General features: G+C 54.6%; 3 protein-coding genes. All 3 read left to right on the top strand.

Annotation, left to right across the window (positions count from 1 at the left end):
• Positions 1–184, top strand: a 184-nt coding sequence (locus ABX962_RS35195) for a hypothetical protein (RefSeq protein ID WP_372726322.1), incomplete at its 5' end; no start/stop codon positions are given.
• A gap of 178 nt (positions 185–362) precedes the next feature.
• Complete coding sequence (locus ABX962_RS35190) at positions 363–1,505, top strand: endonuclease/exonuclease/phosphatase family protein (protein WP_372726321.1); 1,143 nt, start codon at positions 363–365, stop codon at positions 1,503–1,505.
• A gap of 113 nt (positions 1,506–1,618) precedes the next feature.
• A partial coding sequence (locus ABX962_RS35185) for a lysophospholipid acyltransferase family protein (protein ID WP_372726320.1) occupies positions 1,619–2,139 on the top strand: 521 nt, incomplete at its 3' end.

The raw sequence follows: 2,139 nt of genomic DNA, 5'->3' as shown, positions 1-2,139 counted from the left end.
GCAGTCATGCGTGCTGAATTCGATGTACCTGCCGGCGAGAGAACGCGCGGTGTGGGCGTTGGCAGAGATTGGCCCAGCGGCAGCCAATGCGATCGAGTCACTTGAAAAAACGGCCGAGGCCGCGCCGCCTCGATTGAAACGATTAGCCAAGGAAGCGATCAAGACGATTGGTAACGCCGCGTAGTCAGGGGGGGAGCGTTTTATTTTCGCGTCGCGGAAACGGCGTGAGCGTTTCACCGTGTTCGGCGAACACCGCTTGGGCGAACACCGCCTGGGAAAACGACCACGACGAATCGAAGCAACGTTAGGATCGCGGAGCGATCAACGACGTACCGAAAGCAACCATCGGCAAGGAGGCCGGGATGGGCTTACTATCGAATTTATTACAGAGCAGTCGCTCGCGTTCTCGCAAACAGTCGAGTTCCCGTGCGCGTTCGGTTCTTAGCTATATCCCTTTTGTCCGTTGGATCGGACCTTCAGTCAGTTTCGCGGGGATCGCCGCCGCGTTGGTGATGGTTGTCACCGGACGCATCGACCTATCCGCACTCGATGCGGGTTCTGATAGCGTCACAACAAGCGAATCGGTTAGTGGGACTGCGTTTCAGTCGGTCACACTCAGCCCGTTGGGCCAGCGGTCAACGGAAACGATCCGGTTGGCCACTTTCAATATTCAAATGTTCGGCGACAAAAAATCCTCGACGCGAGTCGTCGAAGGGGTCGACGTGATGGGAACGTTGGCCCAGATTGTCAGCCAGTTTGATTTGGTGGCGATCCAAGAGGTTCGCGGCGGAAATAGCGTCCCCGTCGAACGACTCGTCGCTTTGATCAATTCATCGGGAGCGCGCTACACCGCCACCGTCAGCCCCCCCATCGGTCGCACTTCGCAAACCGAGTGCTACGCGTATGTCTGGGATCAAACACGAATTCAGATGATCCGCGACAGCGCCTACGTGGTTCAAGACAATGCCGATCGGATGCACCGCGAACCGATGGTGGCGTCGTTCCAAGCGATCACGGTTCCTCGTGATGGACGCAAACCATTCAGTTTTACGATGATCAACGCTCACACCGATCCCGACGAAGTCACGCCGAATGCGACTAGCAACGAAATCAATGTGCTGGATGATGTCTTTGTGCGAGTTCGCCAATTCGAGTACGACAGGATGGGCGAAGAAGACTGCATCTTGCTGGGCGATTTGAACGTCGACGCCGACCATTTACAAGAATTGGCAATGATCCCCAATGTCTTTTCGATTGCAGGCAATACGCTGACCAACACGCGGCATAGCAAAACCTATGATCACATCTTGATCGACCGTGAAATGACTCGCGAATATACTGGGCGATTCGGGGTGATCGATTTCCAAAAAGACCTTGGACTTACCGAGGACCAAGCGTTGTTGCTCAGCGATCACATGCCACTGTGGGCCGAGTTCAGTGCGTACGAGATTCCTCAGGTCGATTCGGTGGCAACGCGTAACGAGTCGACTCAAATGAATCGCTAGCCTTGAAGCTGCACGCCTTAGCCGCAGAGTGGCGGCAGCATGTAGCCTGGGGCGAACACTTCAAAACTTGAACAACTCTGCATTCCCCCTTTGTCCCTTCGGATTCACTCGCTGTGAAACAGAAATTGCTTCGTTTCAAAACGACCGTCATTGACTTTGCCGCCTACTGTGTGGTTCGGTTGTTGGTTGCCGTGATCCAGACGTTGCCGTTGGACATGGGACAAGCGTTTGCCAATACAGTGGCGTGGTTAGCAGCGAGACCGCTGAAAATTCGCCATCGCGCCACGGAAGAAAATCTGACTCGCGTTTTCCCCAACGCGGATCCGCGTGAGCGATCCACCTTGTCGCTTGCGATGTGGCAGCATTTAATCCTGATGGTTTGCGAGATCGCATGGGCTCAGCGTCGACTGCATCTGACGAATTGGAGCGAGTACATGACGTTCCGCGACAATCGCATCATTTTGAAATCGCTGTTAAACGATCGTCCCACGGTTGGAGTGACGGGACATTTTGGCAACTTTGAAATTGGCGGCTATGTGCTTGGTTTGATGGGATTCAGCACCACCACGATCGCACGAAAATTAGACAATCCGTTCCTGCATCGCTGGGTCCAGCGGTTTCGCGGTGCCAAAGG

It is taken from the genome of Novipirellula sp., from assembly GCF_041583735.1.
In the GTDB taxonomy this organism is placed as follows: Bacteria; Planctomycetota; Planctomycetia; order Pirellulales; family Pirellulaceae; genus Novipirellula.
This window is presented reverse-complemented; position numbering and strand designations above follow the sequence as displayed.